Source organism: Pseudomonas fluorescens (genome assembly GCF_000968015.1).
Lineage (GTDB): Bacteria > Pseudomonadota > Gammaproteobacteria > Pseudomonadales > Pseudomonadaceae > Aquipseudomonas > Aquipseudomonas fluorescens_W.
In genome coordinates this window covers 12506-37585 of record NZ_LACH01000001.1, presented here as the reverse complement: position 1 = coordinate 37585, position 25080 = coordinate 12506, and the positions used below count along the sequence as shown (strand labels likewise).

Genomic DNA, 25080 nt, shown 5'->3' with positions numbered 1-25080 from the left:
GTCGGAACGCCGCCCGGAGCAAGCTCGCTCCCACAGGTAAAGCACTTCGCCATGAAGTCGCCACCGTGCAAAACACGGTCGCCACAGTTCGCTTTTACCCTCTCGACGCTGCGTAATGTTCTGGGCACGGTGCACAAAGACACCGGGCCCACAATAATCCGCTGCCGCACGAGATCCTCCCAATGAAAAGACTGTTTACCCGCTGTCTCTCAATCCTCTGCGGCACTGCTCTGCTGAGCACCAGCGTCCTGGCCAGTGACGACGCTTCCTGCAAAGCCGTGCGCATGGGCGTGGTCAACTGGACCGACGTGATCGCCACCAGTGGCATGGCCGACGTGCTGCTCAACGGCCTCGGCTACGAAAGCAAGCAAACCAGCGCCGTGCAGCAAATCATCTTCGCCGGCATCCGCGACAAGCGCCTCGACATCTTCCTCGGTTACTGGAAACCGGCGATGGACAAAAACATCGCGCCGTTTGTGACCGCCAATCAGGTGAAGGTGATGGACAAACCGAGCCTGGCCGACGCCCAGGCAACGCTCGCCGTACCTGAGTATGTCGCAGCAGCAGGTCTGAAAACCTTCGCCGATATCGCCAAATTCAAGGATCAACTTGGCGGCAAGATCTACGGCATCGAGCCGGGCAGCGGCGCCAACACCACCATCAAAACCATGATCGAGACCAATCAATTTGGCTTGAAGGATTTCAAACTGATCGAGTCGGGTGAGGCCGGAATGCTTGCCGCCGTTCAGCGGGCAGTGAATCGCAAGGAATTCGTGATGTTCGTCGGCTGGACCCCGCACCCGATGAACATCAATATGAAGATCGCCTACCTGACCGGCAGCGAAGACGTTTACGGCCCGAACGAAGGCGCCGCCACCGTTTCCACCGTGACCGCCCCGGACTACGCCCAGCGCTGCCCGAACGTGAATCGCCTGCTGGAAAACCTGACCTTCACCGCCGCCCAGGAAAGCCAGTTGATGGTGCCGATCATGGAGCGCAAGACGCCGCAGGATGTTGCCAAACAATGGTTGCGTGATCATCCCGAGGATCTGCAGCGCTGGCTGGCGGGTGTCACCAGTTTTGATGGCAAGGATGGCGTGGCGACCGTTCAGACCCGTTTGAAACTTTGATGAGTTCCTATCCGTTATCCGAGCAGATGACGGCTTTCGTCGAGAAAACCGTCAGCTTCAACAGCACCGACAGCAGCCTCGGTGGTCTGCGCCAGGCTTATAGCGACATGTGCCGGGCGTTCACTCCGTCACGTCCCGCCGGGCTTTATGTGGTCGATTTTGAATTGGCCGGTGTGCCGGTGCGGTCTTATCAACCGCCGGTTTCGCCACCGACCAACGGTTGCCCGTGCATCGTGTATCTGCACGGCGGCGGTTGGGTGGTGGGGGACCTGGATTCCCACGACTTCATCTGCGCCGAACTGGCGTCGACGCTCGGTGTGCTGGTGATTGCCGTCGATTATCGGTTGGCGCCGGAACATCCGTTTCCAGCGGCGTTCGAGGATTGTCTGGGTGTCTGGCGCGCGCTACGGACCGGGCCATTCCGGCTCGATCCTGAGCGAACGCTGGTGGCCGGGGACAGCGCCGGAGGCAACCTTGCGGCGGCGTTGTGCTTGGCGTTGCGCGATGCGGGGGAGCCATTGCCGGCTGCGCAGGTGCTGATTTATCCGGGGCTGGGCGGTGATCACCGATTGCCGTCGCGCAGCGAATGCATCGATGCTCCCTTGCTCAGCAGCAGCGACCTGGATTGTTATCACGCCCTGTACTTGCGCGGCACTGGACAGCCAAGTGCCTACGCGATGCCGTTGCTCGCCGAGGATTTCAGTGGGTTGCCGCCGGCCTTGATCGCCGTCGCGCAATTCGATCCGTTGCGCGATGACGGCATGCTCTACACCGAGCGACTGAACGCAGCAGGTGTGTCGGCGACGCTCTATTACGGGGAGGGGTTGGTTCACGGCTGTTTGCGGGCTCGGGGGCAGGTCGCCGAGGTCGACGCACTCTATGAAACGCTGCTCGGCTATTTGTCTGAAAAAACGGGCTGAAAAACTCTGACTCTGCAAGGCATGCTCATTGGCGTAATTCGGGTTTATGATGCCGGACGGCAGAATAATAGAAGTCCCCCCAGGGATGACCTCGACCCCTTACGGAGCGCGCAATGCAGACTTTGTACCCGCAGATCAAACCCCACGCCCGGCACGATCTGGCCGTCGATGAAACCCACACGCTGTATGTCGACGAAAGCGGTTCGCCGGAAGGTTTGCCGGTTGTATTCATCCACGGTGGCCCCGGCGCCGGGTGTGATGCCCAGAGCCGTCGGTATTTCGATCCGAACCTGTATCGCATTGTGACCTTCGACCAGCGCGGTTGCGGTCGTTCCACGCCTCACGCCAGCCTGGAAAACAACACCACCTGGGATCTGGTCGCCGACCTTGAGCGAATTCGCCAGCACCTTGGCATTGATAAATGGGTGCTGTTCGGCGGTTCGTGGGGCTCGACCCTGGCGCTTGCCTATGCGCAAACCCACCCGGAGCGTGTGCACGGTCTGATTCTGCGCGGGATTTTTCTCTGCCGTCCGCAGGAAATCGAGTGGTTCTACCAATGTGGCGCCAGTCGTCTGTTCCCCGATTACTGGCAGGACTACATCGCGCCGATCCCGCTGGACGAGCGCGAAGACTTGCTCTCGGCTTTCCACAAGCGCCTGATCGGCAATGATCAGATTGCCCAGATGCACGCGGCCAAGGCTTGGTCCACCTGGGAAGGCCGGACGGCCACCCTGCGCCCGAACCCGATGGTGGTCGATCGTTTCTCCGAGCCTCAGCGCGCGTTGTCCATCGCCCGTATCGAATGTCACTACTTCACCAACAATGCGTTCCTTGAGCCAAACCAGCTGATCCGCGACATGGGCAAGATCGCCCATTTGCCTGGCGTGATCGTCCACGGTCGCTACGACGTGATCTGCCCGCTGGACAACGCCTGGGAACTGCATCAGAACTGGCCGAACAGTGAATTGCAGGTGATCCGTGACGCCGGCCATGCCGCCTCCGAACCTGGCATTACCGACGCACTGGTTCGCGCCGCTAATCTGATGGCCCGTCGTTTGCTCGACCTGGCCCCTGAAGAAGCATGAAGGGCCTGCTGCAACGCGTGCGTGGCGCGCGAGTCGAGGTAGCGGGGGAGGTGGTTGGCGCCGTCGATCAGGGATTGCTGGTGCTGGTGGCGGTCGAGCCCGAGGATACTCGGGCCAGCGCCGACAAACTTCTGCAGAAGCTGCTTAACTATCGTGTGTTCAGTGACGCCGAGGGCAAGATGAATCTGTCCCTGGCGGATGTAGGCGGTGGGTTGCTGCTGGTCTCACAGTTCACCCTGGCCGCCGATACCAAGAGCGGGTTGCGTCCGAGTTTTTCGACCGCGGCCCCTCCGGCCCTGGGTGAGGAACTTTTCGACTATCTATTAGGCAAAGCGAAACAGGTGCATGGCACTGTGGCATCAGGTAGATTCGGCGCGGATATGCAGGTGCACCTGGTCAACGATGGCCCGGTAACCTTCCTGTTACAGACCTGAAAGCGCTTGAAACAAGTTTTTAAGGGCTTTTCGACTGAAAACAGGGGTTTTTCGCGATAAATACTTTGTTACCCCTGATGCGTTGTAACGCGGCCTACTAGATAATCGCGCGCTACGGGGATCAGCGTTCGTTGGTCCATTTTGACTTAGGTAGAGACTTGTCCTGGACCTCTTGGGGAATCATTTAGCCCCATAGGAGTCGGAACAATGCTCGCCAACTTGGCAAGAGTGGTCTGTAGGGTCGGTTTTTTCATGCCGCACACCTCACAGGCACTTTAACTGGCCGTTGGTTTTTTGATCTGTTTTCGGCGAGGGTTGCTCGTGATTGTTAGTCCCTGTAATGCACCAAAATTGTCTGCCAAACGGTTACGAAGCGCTCTGGTAGCGGGCTCTGCACTGCTCTGCCTGCTCAGCGCCGGTCAGCTTTGGGCATTCAACCTGGATGATGTATCGGTCAAGGCAAAAGAGCTGGCCGGGCAGAAGTACGAAGCTCCGCGCAGTAACCTGCCGAACGAGTTCCGCGAGATGAAATTCGCGGACTATCAAAAAATTCGCTTCTTGACCGAAAAAGCCGAGTGGGCCGATCAGAAGACCCCGTTCAAGCTGTCGTTCTATCACCAGGGTATGCATTTCGATACACCGGTGAAAATCAACGAAATCACAGCTAACACCGTCGAAGAGATCAAATACGATCCAAGTCGTTTCGATTTCGGCGACTTGAAGTTCGATCCTAAAGCCACCGAACAACTGGGTTATGCCGGTTTCCGTGTGCTGTACCCGATCAACAAGGCTGACAAGCAAGACGAAATCATGACCATGCTCGGCGCGAGTTACTTCCGCGTTGTCGGCAAGGGTCACACCTATGGTTTGTCCGCTCGCGGCATGGCCATCGATACCGCGTTGCCGTCCGGCGAAGAATTCCCGCGTTTCACCGAGTTCTGGATTCAACAGCCGAAACCGGGTGACAAGCAACTGGTGATCTTCGCCCTGCTGGATTCGCCACGCGCTACCGGTGCCTATCGCCTGACCCTGCGTCCGGGCAGCGACACCATTGTCGACGTCAAGGCCAAGATGTTCCTGCGTGACAAGGTCACCAAGCTTGGCGTTGCGCCGCTGACCAGCATGTTCCTGTTCGGCGCCAATCAGCCGTCGAAAGTGCTGAACTACCGTCGTGAACTGCACGATTCCAGCGGTCTGTCGATCCATGCCGGTAATGGCGAGTGGATCTGGCGCCCACTGAACAACCCGAAACACTTGGCGGTGAGCAACTTCTCGATCGAGAACCCTCGCGGTTTCGGCCTGCTGCAACGTGGCCGCGACTTCAGCCACTACGAAGACCTCGACGACCGCTACGACAAGCGCCCAAGTGCCTGGATCGAACCAAAAGGCGATTGGGGCAAGGGCTCCGTCGATCTGGTAGAGATTCCGACTGCCGACGAAACCAACGACAATATCGTTGCGTTCTGGAGTCCGGAAAAACTGCCTGAGCCTGGCCAGCCGCTGGACGTCGCTTATCGCTTGCACTGGACTATCGACGAAGCCGCGCTTCACGCACCGGACAGCGCCTGGGTTCAACAGACCCTGCGCTCCACGGGTGACGTGAAGCAGTCCAACCTGATTCGTCAGCCAGACGGCAGCGTTGCTTATCTGGTGGACTTCGAAGGCCCGTCCCTTGCGGCATTGCCGGATGATACGGACGTTCGTAGCCAGGTCAGCGTTGGCGAGAATGCCGAGCTGGTCGAGAACAGCGTCCGTTACAACCCTGAAACCAAGGGCTGGCGCCTGACGCTGCGGATGAAAATCAAGGATCCGGGCAAGCCTACCGAGATGCGTGCTGCTCTGGTCAAGAACATCGTGACTGCCGACCTGGCCAAAGCATCGTCTCCAGCCTCCAATTCTTCCGTCGCCAAGGCTGACAAGATTGCCGCACGGCAGCAGGAGAAGCTGGACAAGGAAGCCAAGGAAGCCAAGGAAGCGAAGGAAACCAAGCAAGCTGAGGCCAAGCAGGTTGAAACCAAGCAGGTAGAAGCCAAGCCAGCCGCAGTTTCCAAGGACAAGGACAACAAAGACGCCAAGCAGCCTGTTGCTGCCGAAGCGGCCCCAGCCACACCGGAATCGGCACCGACTGAAGAAGTCCTGACCGAGACCTGGAGCTACCAGTTGCCTGCCGATGAGTAATTCTCAAGTACAGCCAGAGACTCTTGCCGAGTATCTGGCGCATCTGCCGATGACTGACGAGCAGCGCGCGGAACTCGCGGGCTGCAAGTCGTTCAGCGAATTGCATGAGCGCCTGTCGTCCTCGACGTTCGACGCGCCGACCGAGGCTGCTCAAGCTTCGGTGGGGCGTCGTTTGACCTTGAACACCGCCGAAGAACTGGCCGACGCTGAAATGCTGGTGCTCGACGCCAGCGGCCGGGTTTGCCTGCGGGCAACCCCGCCGATTCGTCGGACCAAAGTCGTGCCGGAGCCGTGGCGCACCAATATTCTGGTGCGTGGCTGGCGTCGTCTGACCGGTCGCACCAATCCGCCGGCCCCGCCGAAGGATGAGCGTGTGCTGCCGGCTGCTCGCTGGCGCACCGTCGGTTCGATCCGCCGCTACATTCTGCTGGTGCTGATGCTCGGCCAGACCATCGTCGCCGGCTGGTACATGAAAGGCATCATGCCGTATCAGGGCTGGTCGTTCGTCGACTTGAACGAAGTGCTGCATCAACCGCTGTCGCAGACGGCTACGCAAGTGCTGCCGTATGCACTGCAAACCAGCATCCTGATCTTGTTCGGGATTCTGTTCTGCTGGGTGTCGGCGGGTTTTTGGACGGCACTGATGGGCTTCCTCGAGTTGCTCACCGGTCACGACAAATACCGCATTTCCGGTAAAAGCGCCGGTAACGAGCCGATCCCTACGGACGCTCGCACCGCACTGGTAATGCCGATCTGCAACGAAGACGTGCCACGGGTGTTTGCCGGTTTGCGGGCGACCTTCGAGTCGGTTGCGGCCACGGGTAACCTGGATCGCTTCGACTTCTTTGTCCTCAGCGACAGTAACGACGCCGATATCTGCGTCGCCGAGCAACAAGCCTGGCTGGACGTCTGCCGTGAAGCCAAGGGCTTCGGCAAGATCTTCTATCGTCGCCGTCGCCGTCGCGTCAAGCGTAAAAGCGGTAACCTCGACGACTTCTGCCGTCGTTGGGGCGGTGATTACAAGTACATGGTCGTGCTCGACGCGGACTCCGTGATGAGCGGCGATTGCCTGACCAGTCTGGTGCGCTTGATGGAAGCCACCCCGGACGCCGGGATCATTCAGACCGCGCCGCGCGCTTCGGGCATGGACACGCTGTATGCACGCATGCAGCAGTTCGCCACCCGCGTGTACGGTCCGCTGTTTACCGCCGGTCTGCACTTCTGGCAGCTGGGCGAATCCCACTACTGGGGCCACAACGCGATCATCCGCATGAAGCCGTTCATCGAGCACTGCGCCCTGGCGCCGTTGCCCGGTAAAGGCGCGTTTGCCGGTGCAATTCTGTCCCACGACTTCGTTGAAGCGGCGCTGATGCGCCGTGCCGGCTGGGGCGTGTGGATTGCCTACGACTTGCCGGGCAGCTACGAAGAATTGCCGCCGAACTTGCTGGACGAACTCAAGCGTGACCGTCGCTGGTGTCACGGCAACCTGATGAACTTCCGGCTGTTCCTGGTAAAAGGCATGCACCCGGTGCACCGTGCGGTGTTCCTGACGGGCGTGATGTCTTACTTGTCGGCGCCGTTGTGGTTCTTCTTCCTCGTGCTGTCGACGGCGCTGCTGGCGGTCAACACGCTGATGGAGCCGCAGTACTTCCTTGAGCCACGTCAGCTCTATCCGTTGTGGCCACAATGGCACCCGGACAAGGCGATCGCGTTGTTCTCGACCACCGTCGTGCTGCTGTTCCTGCCGAAGTTGTTGAGCATCATCCTGATCTGGGCCAAAGGCGCGAAAGAGTTCGGTGGCAAGTTCAAGGTAACCCTGTCGATGCTGCTGGAGATGCTGTTCTCCATGCTGCTGGCGCCGGTGCGGATGATTTTCCACACCCGCTTCGTACTCGCCGCGTTCCTCGGCTGGGCCGCGACCTGGAACTCGCCGCAACGTGACGACGACTCCACACCATGGAGCGAAGCGGTCAAGCGCCACGGTCCGCAAACTTTGCTGGGCTTCTTCTGGGCCCTGTTGGTGATCTGGCTGAACCCGAGCTTCCTCTGGTGGCTGGTGCCGATCGTCGGTTCGTTGATGCTGTCGATTCCGGTGTCGGTGATCTCCAGTCGAGTTGGCCTGGGCCTCAAGTCCCGTGACGAGAGCCTGTTCCTGATCCCTGAGGAATACAATCCGCCACAGGCGCTGCTGGCGACTGACCAGTACACCCACGAAAACCGTTGGCATGCACTGAACGACGGCTTCGTCCGGGCAGTGGTCGATCCACAGCAGAACGCCTTGGCGTGCTCGCTGGCGACTTCACGCCACCGTGAGGCCGAGCCTATCGAATGGTTGAGGATCGAACGGGTGCGTCATGCGCTGAAAGTCGGGCCTGAGGGTCTGAACAACAATGAGCGCGTGCAACTGCTCAGTGATCCGGTAGCACTGGGTCGCCTGCATGAGCAGATCTGGAACGAAGGTCAATCCGAGTGGCTGGAGGCGTGGCGTAAATCGGTGAAAGCCGATCCCCATGCGCCGCTGTTGCCGCTCAAGCCGTTGAGTGCGCAGCCTCAGTTGGCCTAATAAAAAACCCCGCGAAAGCGGGGTTTTTTTTGCGCTGATCAGCGTCGAACAACAATTCCTGCTTAAACCCTTGTGCAAACGAACGAGTGCGTTAGCATCCGTCCCCGAATTGGTGCGCCCGGACAACTTTCTGTTCGTATCTGCCGGTTTTCCAAGGAAAATCTGCGGTTTGCGCGCCTCACAACGCGATGGTTTTGGGGACTTGATGATGAAGAAGTATCTCTCGATGCTGCTGGTCGGCGTCACGGCATTGGTTGCAGTCAACGCGGCGCACGCCGGTGCCATCGATGACGCGGTCAAGCGCGGCACGCTGAAAGTCGGCATGGACCCGACCTACATGCCGTTCGAAATGACCAACAAGCGCGGCGAGATCATCGGCTTCGAAGTCGACCTCCTAAAAGCCATGACCAAGGCCATGGGCGTCAAGCTGGAGATGGTTTCCACCGGCTACGACGGCATCATCCCGGCCCTGCTCACCGACAAGTTCGACATGATCGGCAGCGGCATGACCCTGACCCAGGAACGCAACCTGCGCCTGAATTTCAGCGAACCGTTCATCGTGGTGGGCCAGACCCTGCTGATCCGCAAGGAGCTGGAAGGCACCATCAAGTCCTATAAAGACCTGAACACCGCCGACTACCGCATCACTTCCAAGCTCGGTACCACCGGCGAGATGGTGGCCAAAAAGCTCATCTCCAAAGCCAACTACCACGGCTACGACAATGAGCAGGAAGCCGTGCTCGACGTGGTCAACGGCAAGGCCGACGCCTTCATCTACGACGCGCCTTACAACGTCGTGGCCGTGAACAAGGTCGGTGCCGGCAAACTGGTGTTCCTCGACAAGCCGTTCACCTACGAACCGCTGGCCTTCGGTCTGAAGAAGGGTGACTACGACAGCATCAACTTCATCAACAACTTCCTGCGCCAGATCCATGAAGACGGCACCTACGATCGCATCCATGACAAGTGGTTCAAAGACACCGCCTGGCTCAAGGACATGGAATAAGCGCCGGTCAGACTGACCGCGTCGCCTCAATCGCGAGCAGGCTCACTCCTACAGGGGAGCGCATTCCAATGTAGGAGTGAGCCTGCTCGCGATGAGTGCCTCCAAGGCAACACAAATCCGGAACCTGCAATGAAACAGAAAAAAGCCCAATGGCCGTGGCACGTGTTAACCGTGCTGGTGCTGATCGGCCTGGCTGGCGCGTTGTATTACGCCACCTCGCTGATGTCCTACGAATGGCGCTGGAACCGTGTGCCGCAATACTTCGCCTATCACGCCGAAGAATCCCAGCGTGCCGCCGATATCTCCACCGTCAGCGAACTGGTGCGCAAGGGCGACAAGGCTGAAGTCACCCTGCGCAATGATGCCGGTGTCGAGCAGCGCCTGACCGTCGACGACAACAGCCTGCAAGTCGCCCAAGGTGATGACGTGGCTGAAGGCGACGTGATTGGCGTGACTCGCCATTGGGCCGCCGGACCGCTGATGTGGGGGCTCTGGACCACCTTATGGTTGTCCGTGGTTTCAGGAGTGCTCGGTCTGCTGATCGGCCTGGCCACGGGCCTGTGCCGACTGTCGAGCAACCCGACCTTGCGCGATCTCTCGACGATCTACGTCGAACTGGTGCGCGGTACGCCGCTGCTGGTGCAGATCTTCATTTTCTACTTCTTCATCGGCACGGTGATGAACCTCTCCCGGGAGTTCGCCGGGATCGCCGCGCTGTCGCTGTTCACTGGCGCTTATGTGGCGGAAATCATCCGTTCCGGCGTGCAATCCATCGCCCGTGGCCAGAACGAAGCCGCGCGCTCCCTGGGTCTGAGCGCTGGCCAGTCGATGCGCCACGTGGTGCTGCCGCAAGCGTTCAAAAGGGTGCTGCCACCGCTGGCCGGCCAGTTCATCAGTCTGGTCAAGGACACCTCGCTGGTGTCGGTGATCGCCATTACCGAGCTGCTCAAAAGCGGCCGCGAAGTCATCACTACCTCGTTCTCGCCGTTCGAAATCCTGTTCTGCGTGGCCGGTCTGTACCTGTTGATCAACCTGCCGCTGTCGAAAATCGCCAGCCGGCTTGAGCGGAGGCTCGCGCAAAGTGATTGAAGTTCGCGATCTGGTAAAAGTTTTCGACACCCGCGGCCACGTGGTTCGCGCGGTGGACAACGTTTCGACGCACGTGGCCAAGGGCGAAGTGCTGGTGGTGATCGGCCCGTCCGGTTCCGGCAAGTCGACCTTCCTGCGCTGCCTCAACGGCCTGGAAGAGTTCGATTCGGGCTCGGTGAGTATCGACGGCTTGCAACTGGCCGACCCGAAAACCGATGTGAATGCCTACCGCCGTGAAGTCGGCATGGTATTCCAGCATTTCAACCTGTTCCCGCACATGACCGTGCTGGAAAACCTCTGCCTGGCCCAGAAAGTCGTGCGCAAGCGTGGCAAGAAGGAGCGCGAGGCCAAGGCCTTGGCGTTGCTGGAAAAGGTCGGTATTGCGCAGAAGGCCAACGAGTTTCCGTCGCGACTGTCCGGCGGTCAGCAACAGCGCGTGGCCATCGCCCGGGCATTGGCCATGGAGCCGAAGGTCATGCTGTTCGATGAGCCGACCTCGGCGCTCGACCCGGAAATGGTCGGCGAGGTGCTGGACGTGATGAAAACCTTGGCGGTGGAAGGCATGACCATGGTTTGCGTCACCCACGAAATGGGTTTCGCCCGGGAAGTGGCGGATCGGGTGCTGTTCTTCGATCACGGCAAATTGCTGGAGGACGCTTCACCGGCCGAATTCTTCGATGCACCGAAGGATCCGCGGGCTCAGGCCTTCTTGCGCCAGGTTCTCTAACTTCAGCGCCTGTTAGACCGCAATCGCGAGCAGGCTCACTCCCACATTGGTCGGTGGAGCACACAAAATTTGTGTCTGACACCTGCCCCCTGTGGGAGTGAGCCTGCTCGCGATCGCTTCACCTCGGTCCCAAGCGAACCGAGGCCCTCGCATCACCTCAAACCTTGAACCGTCCCACCAGCATCTGCAGGTGCGTCCCCAACCGTGCCAGCTCAACGCTAGACGCTGCGGTCTCTTCACTGGCGGCCGAGGTCTGTTCGGACACGTCGCGCACGTTCAGCACGCTACGGTTGATCTCCTCAGCCACGGCCGTCTGTTGCTCGGCAGCGGCAGCGATCTGCTGGTTCATCGACTGAATCGCCGACACGGTGCGGGTGATGCTTTCCAGCGAGCCACCGGCGCGGCGGGTCAGTTCGACGCTGCTGTCGGTCAGGCTGCGGCTGTTGTCCATGATGGTCGCCACTTGCTGGGTGCCCGTTTGCAGGCCGACGATCAACTCTTCAATTTCTTCAGTGGACTTCTGGGTGCGCTGAGCGAGGCTGCGGACTTCGTCGGCGACTACCGCAAAACCGCGCCCAGCCTCACCGGCACGCGCGGCCTCGATGGCGGCGTTGAGGGCCAGCAGGTTGGTTTGCTGAGCCACGGATTTGATCACGTCGAGCACGCTGCCGATCTTGTCGCTTTCGCGTTTGAGATGACCCATGGCCTCGGTGGAGTTGCCGACTTCTTTGGCCAGACGCTCGATCTGGGCGATGGCTTCGCCGACCACTTTGTCACCTTCGCGGGCCTGCTGGTCAGCGGCGACGGCGGCTTCGGAGGCTTCTTCGGCGTTACGCGCGACTTCCTGAACGGTGGCGGTCATTTCGTTCATGGCGGTGGCCACCTGGTCGGTCTCGACTTTCTGGCTGTTGACCCCGGCGCGGGTCTGCTCAGTGACGGCCGACAGTTCTTCGGCGGCATTGGCGATTTGCGTGACGCCGTCACTGATGCCGCCGATCAACGCGCGCAGGCCCAGGGTCATGCTCTGCATGGCACGCTGTAGCTGACCGAGTTCATCCTGACGTTCAGAGATAAGGTTTTGGGTCAGGTCGCCGGCAGCAACGCGCTCCGCTACTTTGAGGGTCTGGCTCAGGGGAATCACAATCTGGCGAGTGATGGCCCACGCGGCAAGCATGCCAAAGGCGAGCGCCAGGACGGTGGCCAGCAGCAGCAGGTTTTTGGCGTGCGCGGCGTCGGTGTCTCGGACGATGGTTTGCGACACGGTGAGTTTTTTGCTGGTGTCGCGCAGGATCTGGCCTTGATCGGCCATGCGTTGGAGGGCTGCGGCGCTGGCGACCTGAGAGTCGCGGAACTGGCTGACGGCGGCGCGGTAGGCTTTTAACGAATCCGTCGCTTGCTGCAGGTTGGCGATGTGCTGTTCAGGCAGTTTGGAAGGCAGGCTTTCGAGGTTTTTCAGCGCGTTGTCGATGGCGTCGAGAGCAGGTTTCTCGGCCTCGGTTTTACCGCTGTAGGTATAACCGCGAACCTGGAAGCGCGCTTGCTGGATCAGTTTGCTCAGGTCGATCACGCTGTTGAAATCGGCGACGCTGTCACCTTGCAGCATGGATTTTTCAACTTCGGCAACACGGGCCACTGCGTTGTCGGCGGTGGCGCCGAGTTTGCCGCGGGCGTCTTCGCGGGTGGCACCAGCCTGGGTCATGGCCGTGAAGGCTTGTTTGTACTCACTGACGGCGGCCAGTTGCTGGTCGATCATGGCCACGTCGGCCGGTTGTTCGATCAACGTGCGCGCGGTTTTCAGGCCGGTATCGAGTTGGCCGAGCAGATCGTTGACCGCACCGGGGCCTTGTTCGCCGCGACGCATTTCGTAATCCAGACGGGCCAGGCGCAGGTCTTTGGTCAGGTCATTAAGGCTGGCAATAAACCCCAGCTTATCGCCGCGACTCATCACGCCGCTCAGGCCGGTCCAGCCGGTGAAGGTGATCAACAAGGTAAGCAGCAGCACCAGACCGAAGCCGACACCCAGTTTGCGGTTGACGCTGACGTTCCCCAGTTTCTCGGCTAGCCATCGGTACATGCTGCAACTCCCTCGAACCATTCGTTGGTTTTATGGGGACTGTATCGGCTGGCGGGCGGGAACCTGTAGGCGCACACATTGGTTGGGGCGACGAATTTTCCTGTGGGAGCGAGCTTGCTCGTGATAGCGGTGGGTCAGTCAACGCATGGGTTAACTGGCAGTCCGCCATCGTCGGATCGCCGCCCGGAGCAAGCTCGCTCCCACAGGGATAGTGTCTGGGTTTAGAAGAGGCGTGCGAGCAGCGCAGTGACGGCGGTTTCGACCCGCAGGATGCGGTCGCCGAGCTGCACCGGTTGCAGGCTGGCCTTGCCGAGCAGGTCGATTTCGTAAGGAATCCAGCCACCTTCTGGACCGATGGCCAGTGTCACCGGTTCGTCCAGGCCGCGAGGGCAGGGTGGATAATTTCCGGGGTGGCCGACCAGGCCGAGGGTGCCCTCGGTGATCGCCGGCAGACGATCCTCGACGAACGGCTTGAAGCGTTTTTCAATGACGATTTCCGGCAGCACGCTGTCCCGGGCCTGTTCGAGGCCGAGAATCAACTGCTCGCGAATCGCCTCGGGCTCCAGGAACGGGGTTTGCCAGAAGCTCTTCTCGACGCGATAGCTGTTCACCAGAATGATTCGTGGCACACCCATGGCCGCCACGGTCTGAAACACCCTACGCAGCATTTTCGGTCGTGGCAGCGCCAACACCAGGGTCAGCGGCAGCTTGGCCGGTGGTGGCTGGTCGAGGGTGACGCGCAGTTCGGCCTCATCGGCGTCCAGGCGCAGCACTTCGGCCGAGCCCATCAGCCCGCCGATACGCCCGACCCGCATGCTGTCGCCGACGACACAGCGATGGACTTCCTGCATGTGCGTCAACCGGCGATCGCGCAGGATCACCCGGTCAGCCGCAATGAAATCGGCTTCTTCGAGGAGCAACAGGTTCACGGTTGGGTCGCTGGCGGCTGGTCGTTGTGATCGTCGGCCTGCTGGTCGTCCGGATGTTCGCCGCGTTTGCTGATCAGGCCGCCGAACAGGATGCCAATCTCGAACAGCAGCCACATCGGCACGGCCAGCAGCGTCTGCGAGAAGATGTCCGGTGGCGTCAGGATCATGCCGACCACGAAGCAGCCGATGACCACGTACGGGCGGATCTTCTTCAGGTATTTGACGTCGACCACGCCGATCCACACCAGCAGCACCACGGCTACGGGGATCTCGAACGCCACGCCGAAAGCGAAGAACAGCGTCATGACGAAGTCGAGGTAGCTGCTGATGTCGGTCATCATTTCCACGCCGGCCGGGGTGGCTGCGGCGAAGAACTTGAAGATCAGCGGGAACACCAGGTAATAGGCGAACGCCATGCCGGCATAGAACAGCATGATGCTCGATACCAGCAAGGGTACGGCGATGCGTTTTTCATGCTTGTACAGGCCCGGTGCGATAAAGCCCCAAATCTGATGCAGGATCACCGGGATGGCCAGGAACAGCGAGACCATCATGGTCAGCTTGAGCGGCGTCAGGAACGGCGATGACACGTCGGTGGCGATCATCGTCGCGCCTACCGGCAGGTATTGGCGCAGCGGCGTGGAGACGAAGGTGTAGATCTGCTGGGTGAAGGCAAACAACCCGGCGAAGATGATGAATATCGCCGCTACGCAGCGCAGCAGGCGGGTACGCAACTCGGTGAGGTGCGAAACCAGCGGCATGTGCTGGTCGTTTTCTGGGAGATCGCTCATGGGGCTCGCGGCGGCAGTGTTGGGTCATGAGGGGCCGACGCAACAGGCGCAGCCGCAGGCGTAACAGGTTCAACCGGGGGCGCTGCAACAACGGGCGCAGGTTCCGCAGCCACTGCAACAGGCGCAGCGGCGGGAGCAAGAATCGTCTGCTCTGCCACGGGTTCAACCGGCTGAACCGGTGTAGCCTCCTGCTGAGTCGGCGTGAAAATCTTCCGCGCCTCCTGCTCCAGCGACAGAATGTGCTCGTTGTGCAGCTGCCGACGAATCTCGTCGGCACCGATTTCACGTTCAACTTCCTGTTTGATCGCGTTGAAGCTGCGCTTCAGACGGCCGACCCACAGGCCGGCGGTGCGCGCAGCACCCGGCAGACGCTCGGGGCCCAGCACTAGCAGGGCCACGAGGCCGACGAGCAGCAGTTCAGAGAAGCTGATACCAAACATTAGTCAGTGCTCACACGTCTTTGCGGATCGGCTCTTCGACTTTTTGCGCCTGCACGTCGATGGTGTGCGGCTGGTTCACCGAGTTCTGCGGCTGAACCGGTGGTACCGGTTGGGACGGCGTTGCGGTCGGATCGGCCGGTTTTTCGTCATCGTTCATGGCTTTTTTGAAGCCCTTGATCGACTCACCCACGTCAGTGCCCAGGTTTTTCAGTTTCTTGGTGCCGAACACCAGCACGACAACAACCAGGATGACGATCCAGTGTTTCCAGTCAAAAATGCCCATGTCGCTGCTCCTCTCTAATAGTTGTTCAGGCGGACGGACGCGAGGCTTTCTCGGCGTGTCCGGACAGACCGAAACGACGGTCCAGTTCATCGAGTACAGCCTGTGGATGCTGCCCCAGTTGGGCGAGCATGACCATGCTGTGGAACCACAAATCGGCGGTTTCGTAGATCACATCGCTGCAGTCACCGCTGATGGCGGCATCCTTGGCGGCAATGATGGTTTCGACCGACTCTTCGCCGACTTTTTCCAGAATCTTGTTCAAGCCCTTGTGGTACAGGCTGGCGACATACGAGCTGTCGGCGGCGGCGCCTTTGCGCTCTTCCAGCACTTCGGCCAGACGGGTCAGCGTGTCACTCATGGGTGTGTCCTGAGGAATAGATAGCGTGCGGATCTTTGAGCACCGGGTCGACAGTTGTCCAGTCGCCGTTCTCGAAGACGCGGTAGAAGCAGCTCTGACGGCCGGTATGGCAAGCGATGTCGCCGATCTGCTCGACCATCAGGATGATCACGTCGGCGTCACAGTCCAGGCGCATCTCATGCAGGTTTTGCACGTGACCGGACTCTTCGCCCTTGCGCCATAGCTTGCCACGGGAACGTGACCAGTAAATGGCGCGGTTCTCGGCAGCGGTCAGTTCCAGCGCTTCACGGTTCATCCAGGCCATCATCAGGACGCGCCCGGTCTTGTGATCCTGGGCAATCGCCGGCACCAGGCCATCTGCGTCCCACTTGATCTCGTCCAGCCAGTTTTTCATCTTCGACTCCGACAGCGGGCCCGACACTTCATTAGTCGGGCAGGCGTTGAAACAGTGTGCCAGCGTGCGGGGGCTCTGGCTATCGGCGAACGACCAGATACAAGCCGACGGCCACCATGATCCCGGCCGGCCAATGACCCAGTTCGTTCAGCGGCCCACCGGCAGCGAGTATGGTGCCGCCGGCCAGGTGCGCACAGCCGAGCAGTCGCAGTAGCCAATCGTCCTTGCGGCGGTGCCACGGTGGCGGCGGGTCGTAGGCATGAGGCTGGGACATGCGCTCGAGCAGGTCGCGGGCCATGTTGGCCAGGTGCGGCAGCTGTTCGAACTGGCTCTGCACGTTGCCGATCAAGGCTTTGGGGCTGACACGCTCGCGCATCCAGCGTTCGAGGAACGGCTGGGCGGTGTTCCACAAATCGAGGTCCGGGTACAACTGACGGCCCAGGCCCTCGATGTTCAGCAGGGTTTTTTGCAGCAAAACGAGCTGCGGCTGGACTTCCATGTTGAAGCGCCGGGCGGTCTGGAACAGGCGCATCAGCACCTGACCGAAGGAAATATCTTTTAACGGTTTTTCGAAGATCGGCTCGCACACGGTGCGGATCGCCGCCTCGAATTCGTTGAGTTTGGTTTCCGCCGGCACCCAGCCTGAGTCGATGTGCAGCTGCGCGACGCGACGGTAATCACGCTTGAAGAACGCGAACAGGTTGCGCGCCAGATAATCCTGGTCTTCCGGGGTCAGGCTACCGACGATGCCGCAGTCGATCGCAATGTACTGCGGGCTCCACGGGTTAACGGTGCTGACGAAGATGTTGCCGGGGTGCATGTCGGCATGGAAGAAGCTGTCGCGGAACACTTGGGTGAAGAAAATCTCGACGCCGCGCTCGGCGAGCATTTTCATGTCGGTGCGCTGATCGGCCAGGGTCGTAAGGTCGGTGACCTGAATGCCGTAGATGCGCTCCATCACCAGCACTTTCGGCCGGCACCAGTCCCAATAGACTTGCGGCACGTAGAGCAGCGGCGAACCGTCGAAGTTGCGCCGCAACTGGCTGGCGTTGGCCGCCTCACGCAGCAGGTCGAGTTCGTCGTAGATGGTTTTTTCGTAGTCCTGGACCACGTCCACCGGGTGCAGCAGGCGCGCGTCGGCCGAGAGCTTTTCGGCGGCGCGGGCGAGGATGAACAGCCACGCCAGGTCCTGCGCGATGATCGGCTTGAGGCCCGGGCGGATGACCTTGACCACCACTTCTTCACCGGTTTTCAGCTGCGCGGCATGCACTTGCGCCACCGAGGCCGAGGCCAGCGGTTCGACGTCGAAGCGGCTGAAGACTTCGCTGATCTTTTTGCCGAGCTGTTCTTCGATCAGATTGACCGACACTTGCGAGTCGAACGGCGGCACGCGGTCCTGCAGCTTCATCAGCTCATCGGCGATGTCTTCCGGCAGCAAGTCGCGGCGGGTGGACAGGATTTGCCCGAACTTGATGAAAATCGGCCCAAGGTCCTGCAACGCCAGACGCAATCGCGCGCCACGGCTCAGGTCCAGCGTCTTGCGCGGGAACCAGCGCCACGGCAAGGCGTAGCGCAGCGCCAGCAGAAACCACGGCAGTGGCAGGGCGAACAACAGATCATCGAGGCGGTAGCGAATCACAACGCGCTGGATGCGCAACAAACGGCGGACGGCAAGCAGCTTCATGCGTTATCGCTTGGGTCGAGGGATCGGGAAAGGCGCTCGAAGCGCGCCTCGAGACGTTCCAGATCGAGCTTGATCTGGTCCAGTTCACTGAAACGGGCTTCGGCTTCGCGCTGACCGACAAGGGCGCGCGATTCTTCGGCCAGGTACTCGCCAAGATTCTGGTTCAGGCTGGCGAACCCTTGCTGATACCAGCGTGCGCGACTGCGCAGGTGACCGCCGACCAGTTGCGTGGCGACCGGTCCCAGCCAGCGCGAGAGTTCATACTCCCAGTCCAGCTCAAGGTCCTGAAGGATCGCCGCCAGTTCCAGCAGCACGCCGCTGTCGCCGTCGAGTTCGACTTCAGGAGCATGCAAGACCGAAGTCTTGTCCTTGCTCATGGCCAGTTTCAACAGGCTGGAGGCCGGTGCACGCAAGGTGCAGTCGGCACCGGTTTCCCAGTGGGAAGCCAGCATCAAGCCTTCTTCGCTGGGCAGGATGAACACTTGCAGCGCCGGGCTGCGGCAATCGACGGCAATCACCTTGCCACTCAAATGCGCCAGCCGCGGCAACGCCGTGCTGTCGAGACGCAGCACCCGGTTCAGACCGAGTTCAACGCTGGCGAGCAGGCCGGCCAGCAACATCAGGGTTTGATGCCGCGGTGCAGGGCGACGATGCCTGCGGTCATGTTGTGGTAGGTCACGCGGTCGAAACCGGCCTCGACCATCATCGACTTCAAGGTTTCCTGATTCGGGTGCATGCGGATCGATTCGGCCAGGTAGCGATAGCTTTCCGAGTCGTTGGTGATCAGCTTGCCCATCAGCGGCATGAAGGCGAACGAGTAGGCGTCGTAGGCTTTGGACATCAGCGCGTTGGTTGGCTTGGAGAACTCCAGCACCAGCAAACGGCCGCCCGGTTTCAGCACGCGCAGCATCGAACGCAGGGCGTCTTCTTTATGCGTAACGTTGCGCAGGCCGAAAGCGATGGTCACGCAGTCGAAATGGTTGTCCGGGAACGGCAGCTTTTCAGCGTCGGCCTGAACGAATTCGACGTTGCCGGCCACACCCAGATCCAGCAGGCGGTCACGACCGACCTTGAGCATGGATTCGTTGATGTCAGCCAACACGACCTGGCCGGTCGGGCCAACGAGGTGCGAGAACTTCTTGGTCAGGTCGCCGGTACCGCCAGCGATGTCCAGCACTCGGTTACCGGTGCGAACGCCCGACAGCTCGATCGCGAAACGCTTCCACAGACGGTGCATGCCGCCCGACAGGAGGTCGTTCATCAAGTCATACTTGGCGGCTACCGAGTGGAAAACTTCAGCGACTTTTTCCGCTTTCTGGCTTTCCGGAACGTTTTTGAAGCCGAAGTGAGTGGTGGGTTCGGCATCGCTGCCTTTGCGCTGATCAGTCATATCGCTGTCACCAAAATAGAATGCGGGACATTCTAATCCCGGTGGCCTGCTTTGTCTTGGCAAGGCTGCAGGTAAGATAGGTAACCACCGGGACGTTTTGCCGCAGTAGCGGTCAAGATGCTTCAGGAAAGTATTCATAAAGCAGGAGTCATTCGATGGCCCGTATTAGTGTTGAGCGTTCCCACGGCCTGGGTAAGGAAGCGGCGCGCGAGAAGGCCGACCAGTTGGCGCAGAAACTGTCCGATCAATATGGCCTGGAGCCGCAATGGTCTGGCGACACTCTGAACCTCAAGCGTTCCGGTGTGAAAGGCGCGGTGTATGTGGGCGAGAGTTCGATCAAGGTCGATGTCGAACTTGGCCTGTTGATGTCGGCCATGAGCGGCACGATCAAATCGGAAATCGAAAAGGCCCTCGATAAAGCGTTGGTCTGATTTTCGCGTGAGATGCAACTCTTGTAGGAGTGAGCCTGCTCGCGATAGCAGTCTGTCAGTCGACATCAATTTTGGCTGACAGACCGCTATCGCGAGCAGGCTCGCTCCCACATTTGTTTTGCGGTGTGCCCAAGGTTTTGTGTCAGTTGTTAGGGTGCCGTTTCTAATTATTCTCACTACTTTGTGCCTGAGCCCGACTCTTTCGCGGGCAGTTCCTCAAACCTTCTGCGCGTGAGGTGCACCATGGCCAAAGTTATTTTGAAGAAAAAAATCGACGCTTCGACGACTGCTCTGAGCGACGTTAAATCTTATGCCCGCAAGATCTGGCTGGCAGGCCTGGGTGCCTACGCCAAGGTCGGCCAAGAGGGCAGCGAGTACTTTCAAGAGTTGATCAAGGCTGGTCAAACTGTTGAAAAGAAAGGCAAAAAAGTAGTTGCCGAGAAACTTGAAGCGGCCAATGCCGAGATCGATGAAGCCAAGAGTGAAGTCACTACTTTCAAAGGTAAGGTCGAACTTCAACTCGACAAGGTCGAGAAGGCTTTTGACTCGCGTGTCGCAAGTACCTTGAATCGTATCGGCATTCCGTCTAAACATGACGTTGAGACACTCTCTGCCAAGCTCGATGAGCTGACGGCATTGCTCGAACGCGTCGCGCGTAAATCTTAAGGAGAACGGGATGGCTGGTAAAAAGAACACCGAAAAAGAAGGCAGCTCGTGGATCGGGAAAGTCGAAGACTACTCCCGCAAAATCTGGCTGGCTGGTTTAGGCGTGTACTCGAAGATCGACACTGACGGCAGCAAACTCTTCGATACATTGGTTAAAGACGGCGAGAAGGCCGAGAAGCTCACCAAGAGCGCTGTCGGCAAGAAAGTCGATGCTGCCAAGGACTCTGCTTCGTCGGCCAAGTCGCGCATCAGCGGCGTGAAAGATCGCGCACTGGGCAAGTGGGATGAGCTGGAAGGGGCTTTCGACAAGCGTCTGAACAGCGCCATTTCGCGCCTGGGTGTACCGAGCCGAAATGAAGTCAAAGCACTGCACAGCAAGGTCGATACCCTGACCAAGCAAATCGAAAAACTCACCGGTGCCAAGGTGGCGCCTGTTGCGGCGAAAACCGCGGCGGCCAAACCTGCGGCGAAGCCCGCTGCCAAACCATTGGCTAAAGCTGCCGCTAAACCAGCGGCCAAAACTGCCGCAGCGAAACCTGCAGCAGCCAAGCCAGCGGCCAAAGCAGCAGTAAAACCAGCCGCTAAACCGGCTGTCAAAACTGCAGCGGCCAAACCCGCTACCAAGCCAGCGGCCAAACCTGCCGCAGCGAAGAAGCCAGCGGTGAGAAAGCCGGCAGCTCCGAAAGCGGCTGCACCAAAACCAGCAGTGGCTGCCGCCAAACCGGCAACCCCGGCTCCGGTCAGCGCATCGAACTCCGCTACTGCGCCGACCCCTGCTGTAACCCCGACTGTCGCGCCAGCTCCTTCGACGCCAACCAGTCAGTCCTGATTTCAGGGCTCAAGAAAACGCCCGGCCTGTGAAGGTCGGGCGTTTTCGTTTGGGTGGTTTGCAATGAGGGAATTGGTGGTTTCAAGATCCACCCCTCACCCCAGCCCTCTCCCCAGGGGGAGAGGGGGAAAGGGAGCCGATCGGGGAGTTTTCAGATCCTGAGTTCGACTGTGGACTTTCAGGTCGATGTAGCTCCAAGAACACCTTGTTCAGTCCCCTCTACCCCCTGGGGAGAGGGTTAGGGTGAGGGGTGGTTTCAACTGATTCACTCGTGTTCTTCGAGGTATTGAAGCGCCAACTGCTCGGTTGCGACCTTGATCGGCGGCAGCAGATGCGGCGCCACCAGCATCATGATCTGGTACACCACCAATCTCACCTCACCCTCGCGATCAAGAATCCGCTGATAGTCCAGCGAGAACAGCAGCGTCATGGTGATCTGTTCCACCAACTGCCCCAGCGCCTGGGTATCGCTGACCAATTGCCCCTGAGCCTTCAATCGAGCGAGCAACGAAGCCAGCGTGCGCTTCAACGCGTTGAGCAGGTTGCGTATGCCCTTGGCCAGTTTCGGCAAGCGCCCGGCGAGGTTTGACAGGTCCTGGAACAGAAACCGGTAATGGGCCAGGCGCTCGACGATCAGGTGCAGGAACAGCCAGTAATCTTCCGGTGCAAGTTCCACATCGGCCGGTGGATCGAGCAGAGGCACCAGTTCGGCCTGGAAGCGCTCGAACAGTCCGAGAATCAACGGTTCCTTGCCGTGGAAGTGGTAGTAGAGGTTGCCTGGGCTGATGCCCATTTCGTTGGCAACTTCCATGGTGGAGACGTTCGGCTCGCCCTTCTGATTGAACAACTGCAAAGCACATTCGAGAATCCGGTCGCGGGTTTTCATCCAGTCTTCTTAATGGTTCGTTGAACGTCAGCGCACACGCACGTAAGTACCGGGTGCTGCCTCCATCGGTGGGTAGTTCTGGTTGCCAAGCGCCATGTGGGTTTCTTTTTGCGCGCCTGAACGTTCTTGAATCCAGCTCAACCATTGTGTCCACCAACTGCCGTCGACTTGCTTGGCGTCGTAATACCAGGCCCGTGGATCACCGCTCAGCTTCGTGCTCTCGACGAAGTTGGCTTTCGGGTTTGATGGTGGGTTGAGAATGCTCTGTACATGACCGCTGTTGGACAACACGAAGCGTCGCTCGCCACCCAGCAGCAGGGTCGAGCGATACACCGCATCCCACGGGGTGATGTGGTCATTGATGCCCGCCACGCTGAAACTGTCGACGGTGACTTTCTGCAAGTCGATCGGCGTGCCACACACTTCCAGACCACCCGGATGACTCAGCGGGTTGTGTTTGAAGAAGTCCAGCAAGTCGCCATGCAAGGCTGCCGGTAAACGTGTGTTGTCGTTGTTCCAGTAAAGGATGTCGAACGCCGGCGGCTCCTTGCCCAACAGGTAGTTGTTAACGAAATAGCTCCAGATCAAATCGTTGGGGCGCATCCAGGCGAAGATCTTGGCCATGTCGCGGCCGTCCAGCACGCCTTTCTGATAGGAGCGACGCTTGGCCGCTTCAAGCGTCTGTTCGTCGGCGAAGAGGGTCGCAGGCGAGTCCATCTGACTGTCGAGCAGGCTCACGAGATAGGTCGCGCTGGACACCCGCCGAAGTTGTCGCTTGGCCTGCAAATGGCCTTGCAGGGCGGCGATGGTCAGTCCGCCCGCGCAGGCGCCCATCAGGTTGACCTCACGAGCGCCGGTGATCGCCCGGCACACATTCATCGCTTCTTCCACGGCTTCAACGTACGTCGACAGCCCCCATTCGCGATGACGTACATCCGGATTGCGCCAACTGATCATGAAGGTTTGCAGGCCGTTCTTCAGGGCGAACTGGACGAAGCTGTTGTGCGGGCTCAGGTCGAAAATGTAGTACTTGTTGATCTGTGGCGGCACCACCAGCAGCGGTTTGGAATACTGCTTTTCGCTCATTGGCTTGTACTGGATCAACTCCAGCAGTTCATTGCGAAACACCACGGAGCCCGTCGTGGTGGCGACCGTTTTGCCGACCTCGAAAGAGTGCTTGGTGACTTGTCTGGGCAGGCCGTCGTTGTGCAGGAAGTCGTCGACCAGGTGGCTGATGCCTCGCACCAGGCTGTTGCCGCCGGAGTTGAAAATCTCCTTGATCGCCAGCGGATTAAGCAGGCTGTTGGACGGTGCCATGGCGTCGTTGAGCAAGGCGAACGCGAAGTGCGCGCGGGCGCGATCGTCCGGGGTCATGTTGCTCTCGTCGATCCAGTGTTTGACCTGCTTCTGCCAGCTCAGGTAGGCCTGCAAGCTGCGGCGATAAAATGGGTTGAGGCTCCACGCCGGGTCGGCAAAGCGATTGTCCTGCGGATTGGTCGGGTGCAGGGTTTCGCCCAGCAGTACACGGCCCAGTTGACCGCCCAGCTTCAAGGCGTGTCGGGCGGTGTGCACCGGGTTGCGCAAACCATGGGCAGCAACGCTTCGCAGGGTGGAAAACAGATCCCGACCACGCAGGCCGGTAATCGCACTCTGTGCGTTGATGAACGCGGCGGGAGTGGGCAAATATTCCCTCGCTGGTTTTTCGCGCATGAATCAACACTCCTTCGTCTTCAGGCCAAATACAGATACATCGAACCAGAACACCATAGACGCTGTTGCGGATTGTTGCGCGGCACTGCGTCTTCCCGACTGACAATGGGCCGATTAGCCGCCCAATGGCGCCGGATGCGGATGCATCACGGCACGCTGACGTTCTTCTTCGAGAAATTTCATGATGATCGGTGCCACTGCTTCGGCCCGGGTAATCAAAAACAGATGCCCGTCATCGATGATGTGCAACTGGGCATTGGGAATCCGCCAGGCCAGTAACCGCATGTTGACCAACGGGATCAGTGGGTCGTCGTCACCGGCCAGTACCAAGGTTGGCTGGTGGATCTTGTGCAACCAGTGAATGCTGGTCCAGCCGAGGCCGGCGAACAGCTGCCAGTAGTATCCGAGCTTGCCGGCCGAGCGGACCTTGGCGGCATGGCTGGCGGCGAGGGTTGGATCGCGACGGAACGCACCGCCATAGATCATCGGTGCGATGCGAATCACGTGAGACGGCTGGATGTAGCGTCGTGGGCTGGCCATCATCCACAGGACTTTCGGCTTGCCCGGCACCATCACCGTGCCAGCCGCCGTGGCCGCTAGAACGAGTTTCTTGCAGCGCTCGGGATAGTCGTAAGCGAACTGCTGGGCGAGGGCGCCTCCCCAGGAAACGCCGATTACATTGACTTGCCCGTAGTCGAGATAGTCGAGCATCCGCGCCGTGAGTTTCGCCAGGCCCGGAAAGCGATACGGTCGCCTTGGCGTCGACGAACCGCCGACACCGGGGACGTCGAAGGCGATGACTTCCAGGTCCGGGTCCAGCGCCGCGACGAACGGAAACACCAGCTCCAGGTTGGCGCCGATGCCGTTGAAAATCAGCAAGGGCGTCAAGTGAGGCTTGCCGGGGCGTACCGCCGTGCGGAGGGTCTGGCCATCCAGGTCGACGGTACGAAATATGAACGGTTGCGGCATGCTTCAAGCCCTGTGGAATTGGGTCGCTGTCTCTCTTTACTGTGGGAGCGAGCTTGCTCGCGATGAGGTCATCACATTCAACATTGAAGTTGATTGTTAGACCGCTATCGCGAG

25 protein-coding genes and 1 pseudogene are annotated in these 25080 nt (G+C 59.7%); 12 read left to right on the top strand and 14 right to left on the bottom strand.

Annotated elements, in window-relative coordinates; genetic code table 11:
• Positions 1-182: 182 nt before the first annotated feature.
• The 9 genes from VD17_RS00175 (at position 183) to VD17_RS00135 (ending at position 11132) form a co-directional block, all read left to right on the top strand.
• Positions 183-1130, top strand: coding sequence for a choline ABC transporter substrate-binding protein (locus VD17_RS00175; protein ID WP_046052156.1), 948 nt, complete (start codon positions 183-185; stop codon positions 1128-1130).
• Entirely contained in the window at positions 1130-2050 is a 921-nt protein-coding gene (locus VD17_RS00170; RefSeq protein ID WP_046052155.1) for an alpha/beta hydrolase, read from the top strand. The genes VD17_RS00175 and VD17_RS00170 overlap by 1 nt, the downstream gene beginning before the upstream one ends.
• A gap of 113 nt (positions 2051-2163) precedes the next feature.
• Positions 2164-3135, top strand: coding sequence for a prolyl aminopeptidase (gene pip, locus VD17_RS00165; protein WP_046052154.1), 972 nt, complete (start codon positions 2164-2166; stop codon positions 3133-3135).
• The gene (gene dtd, locus VD17_RS00160) at positions 3132-3569 is read left to right on the top strand and encodes a D-aminoacyl-tRNA deacylase (protein ID WP_008149496.1); all 438 of its coding nucleotides are present in this window, start codon (positions 3132-3134) and stop codon (positions 3567-3569) included. The genes pip and dtd overlap by 4 nt, the downstream gene beginning before the upstream one ends.
• Positions 3570-3890: 321 nt before the next feature.
• On the top strand, positions 3891-5747 hold the full coding sequence (locus VD17_RS00155) for a glucan biosynthesis protein G (RefSeq protein ID WP_046052153.1): 1857 nt from the start codon (positions 3891-3893) through the stop codon (positions 5745-5747).
• Positions 5740-8310: a glucans biosynthesis glucosyltransferase MdoH gene (gene mdoH, locus VD17_RS00150; RefSeq protein WP_046052152.1), complete on the top strand. Its 2571-nt coding sequence runs from the start codon at positions 5740-5742 to the stop codon at positions 8308-8310. Before VD17_RS00155 ends, mdoH begins: the two co-directional genes overlap by 8 nt.
• Positions 8311-8518: 208 nt before the next feature.
• On the top strand, positions 8519-9316 hold the full coding sequence (locus tag VD17_RS00145; protein WP_046052327.1) for a transporter substrate-binding domain-containing protein: 798 nt from the start codon (positions 8519-8521) through the stop codon (positions 9314-9316).
• Positions 9317-9445: 129 nt separating this feature from the next.
• Positions 9446-10405 (top strand): amino acid ABC transporter permease, encoded by a 960-nt coding sequence (locus tag VD17_RS00140; protein ID WP_046052151.1) that lies wholly within the window; start codon positions 9446-9448, stop codon positions 10403-10405.
• Positions 10398-11132, top strand: coding sequence for an amino acid ABC transporter ATP-binding protein (locus VD17_RS00135; protein ID WP_046045596.1), 735 nt, complete (start codon positions 10398-10400; stop codon positions 11130-11132). The genes VD17_RS00140 and VD17_RS00135 overlap by 8 nt, the downstream gene beginning before the upstream one ends.
• 157 nt (positions 11133-11289) lie before the next feature.
• Here VD17_RS00135 and VD17_RS33000 read toward each other — a convergent pair whose 3' ends face one another.
• The 11 genes and pseudogenes from VD17_RS33000 to ubiE all read right to left on the bottom strand — a co-directional run bounded on the left by VD17_RS33000 (position 11290) and on the right by ubiE (position 19475).
• Positions 11290-12003 (bottom strand): methyl-accepting chemotaxis protein, encoded by a 714-nt coding sequence (locus VD17_RS33000; RefSeq protein ID WP_440130551.1) that lies wholly within the window; start codon positions 12001-12003, stop codon positions 11290-11292.
• A gap of 144 nt (positions 12004-12147) precedes the next feature.
• A pseudogene (locus VD17_RS32995) lies at positions 12148-13206 on the bottom strand (methyl-accepting chemotaxis protein); the annotation flags it as partial.
• A gap of 221 nt (positions 13207-13427) precedes the next feature.
• Positions 13428-14135 (bottom strand): 16S rRNA (uracil(1498)-N(3))-methyltransferase, encoded by a 708-nt coding sequence (locus VD17_RS00125; protein ID WP_046052149.1) that lies wholly within the window; start codon positions 14133-14135, stop codon positions 13428-13430.
• Entirely contained in the window at positions 14132-14926 is a 795-nt protein-coding gene (gene tatC / locus VD17_RS00120; RefSeq protein WP_046052148.1) for a twin-arginine translocase subunit TatC, read from the bottom strand. The genes VD17_RS00125 and tatC overlap by 4 nt, the downstream gene beginning before the upstream one ends.
• On the bottom strand, positions 14923-15366 hold the full coding sequence (gene tatB, locus VD17_RS00115; RefSeq protein ID WP_046052147.1) for a Sec-independent protein translocase protein TatB: 444 nt from the start codon (positions 15364-15366) through the stop codon (positions 14923-14925). The genes tatC and tatB overlap by 4 nt, the downstream gene beginning before the upstream one ends.
• Positions 15367-15376: 10 nt before the next feature.
• A complete protein-coding gene (locus VD17_RS00110) occupies positions 15377-15649 on the bottom strand; it encodes a twin-arginine translocase TatA/TatE family subunit (protein ID WP_033055338.1) in 273 nt (90 codons plus the stop codon).
• Between the two features lie 25 nt (positions 15650-15674).
• Complete coding sequence (locus tag VD17_RS00105) at positions 15675-16007, bottom strand: phosphoribosyl-ATP diphosphatase (protein ID WP_008047820.1); 333 nt, start codon at positions 16005-16007, stop codon at positions 15675-15677.
• Positions 16000-16401 carry a phosphoribosyl-AMP cyclohydrolase gene (hisI, locus tag VD17_RS00100; protein WP_046052146.1) on the bottom strand — a complete coding sequence of 134 codons (402 nt, stop codon included), beginning with the start codon at positions 16399-16401 and terminating at the stop codon, positions 16000-16002. Before hisI ends, VD17_RS00105 begins: the two co-directional genes overlap by 8 nt.
• A 79-nt stretch (positions 16402-16480) precedes the next feature.
• Positions 16481-18085, bottom strand: coding sequence for a ubiquinone biosynthesis regulatory protein kinase UbiB (ubiB, locus tag VD17_RS00095; protein WP_046052145.1), 1605 nt, complete (start codon positions 18083-18085; stop codon positions 16481-16483).
• Positions 18082-18705, bottom strand: coding sequence for a ubiquinone biosynthesis accessory factor UbiJ (locus VD17_RS00090; protein ID WP_046052144.1), 624 nt, complete (start codon positions 18703-18705; stop codon positions 18082-18084). Before VD17_RS00090 ends, ubiB begins: the two co-directional genes overlap by 4 nt.
• Positions 18705-19475: a bifunctional demethylmenaquinone methyltransferase/2-methoxy-6-polyprenyl-1,4-benzoquinol methylase UbiE gene (gene ubiE / locus VD17_RS00085; protein WP_007948968.1), complete on the bottom strand. Its 771-nt coding sequence runs from the start codon at positions 19473-19475 to the stop codon at positions 18705-18707. The genes VD17_RS00090 and ubiE overlap by 1 nt, the downstream gene beginning before the upstream one ends.
• 155 nt (positions 19476-19630) lie before the next feature.
• Between ubiE and VD17_RS00080 the strand changes: the two genes are divergently transcribed.
• The 3 genes from VD17_RS00080 to VD17_RS00070 all read left to right on the top strand — a co-directional run bounded on the left by VD17_RS00080 (position 19631) and on the right by VD17_RS00070 (position 21401).
• Positions 19631-19906, top strand: a complete 276-nt coding sequence (locus VD17_RS00080; protein WP_046052143.1) for a polyhydroxyalkanoic acid system family protein — start codon at positions 19631-19633, stop codon at positions 19904-19906.
• Positions 19907-20149: 243 nt separating this feature from the next.
• Entirely contained in the window at positions 20150-20572 is a 423-nt protein-coding gene (locus VD17_RS00075; RefSeq protein WP_033055346.1) for a phasin family protein, read from the top strand.
• Positions 20573-20582: 10 nt separating this feature from the next.
• On the top strand, positions 20583-21401 hold the full coding sequence (locus tag VD17_RS00070; RefSeq protein ID WP_046052142.1) for a phasin family protein: 819 nt from the start codon (positions 20583-20585) through the stop codon (positions 21399-21401).
• A gap of 265 nt (positions 21402-21666) precedes the next feature.
• Here the strand turns inward: VD17_RS00070 and VD17_RS00065 are convergent, their stop codons facing one another.
• From VD17_RS00065 to phaZ, 3 genes are all read right to left on the bottom strand, one after another.
• Complete coding sequence (locus tag VD17_RS00065; RefSeq protein ID WP_046052141.1) at positions 21667-22287, bottom strand: TetR/AcrR family transcriptional regulator; 621 nt, start codon at positions 22285-22287, stop codon at positions 21667-21669.
• Positions 22288-22314: 27 nt separating this feature from the next.
• Positions 22315-23997, bottom strand: a complete 1683-nt coding sequence (gene phaC / locus VD17_RS00060) for a class II poly(R)-hydroxyalkanoic acid synthase (protein ID WP_046052140.1) — start codon at positions 23995-23997, stop codon at positions 22315-22317.
• Positions 23998-24111: 114 nt separating this feature from the next.
• Positions 24112-24966 (bottom strand): poly(3-hydroxyalkanoate) depolymerase, encoded by an 855-nt coding sequence (gene phaZ / locus VD17_RS00055; protein WP_046052139.1) that lies wholly within the window; start codon positions 24964-24966, stop codon positions 24112-24114.
• Positions 24967-25080 lie beyond the last annotated feature (114 nt).